Annotated in this window: 1 protein-coding gene and 1 pseudogene; both read left to right on the top strand. The window is 48.0% G+C overall.

Annotation, left to right across the window (positions count from 1 at the left end; all coding sequences use genetic code 11):
- Positions 1-81: 81 nt before the first annotated feature.
- A complete protein-coding gene (locus AC2W7A_RS13345) occupies positions 82-225 on the top strand; it encodes a DUF7274 domain-containing protein (protein ID WP_485991766.1) in 144 nt (47 codons plus the stop codon).
- Positions 203-310: pseudogene (locus AC2W7A_RS13340) on the top strand (DUF7274 domain-containing protein); the annotation flags it as partial. The gene AC2W7A_RS13345 and the pseudogene AC2W7A_RS13340, both read left to right, overlap by 23 nt.
- Positions 311-494: the final 184 nt, after the last annotated feature.

Below are 494 nucleotides of genomic sequence, written 5' to 3'. Positions count from 1 at the left end.
CAAAACTTTCTTTGGTATGGAAATGGCGAGTTTTTCAAGGTCGTGATGATATCAGTACTTTAATTGAGGAATAAATAATTTATGCCACGTTACAGCAACCTAACCAAACTAATCCGCGTCAACGGGCACATGATCCCGGCTAAATCTACTCACTGCGCGAAAAGGCGCAAAGCACGGATTATATTTCAAGTGGCGCGGTCAATGGAACTTCACGGCGGTGAGTAATTTTTACATGCGCGTACCTGGAGACGATCCGCAATCAGTAGTAGAAAACTCAATCGGCGACAACAAGATCGAGGTACTAAAATAGAACTTTAATTACAGTAGCGCTATGGTCTGCCGTCTGGTTCTTCTGCATGGGTCACGTTATGGTCGGCATCGTGGTAATGCTTCTCCTGTGTGCGGGGGCGGTTCGAATGATGCGCATTCTTGATTTGCATGATGGCGGCGGTCGCCCTGGCTATCCTGGTCAGTGTCCGGCTGTGGCGAGGTCA

Source organism: Micrococcus sp. LASM2_SD2 (assembly GCF_057364565.1).
The sequence above is the reverse complement of the archived record's forward strand: the minus strand, read 5'-3'. Positions and strand labels throughout refer to the sequence as shown.

Excerpts from the sequence above, each read along its gene's own strand:
- AC2W7A_RS13345 (WP_485991766.1), top strand. The coding sequence starts at position 82 with ATGCCACGTTACAGCAACCTAACCAAACTAATCCGCGTCAACGGGCAC.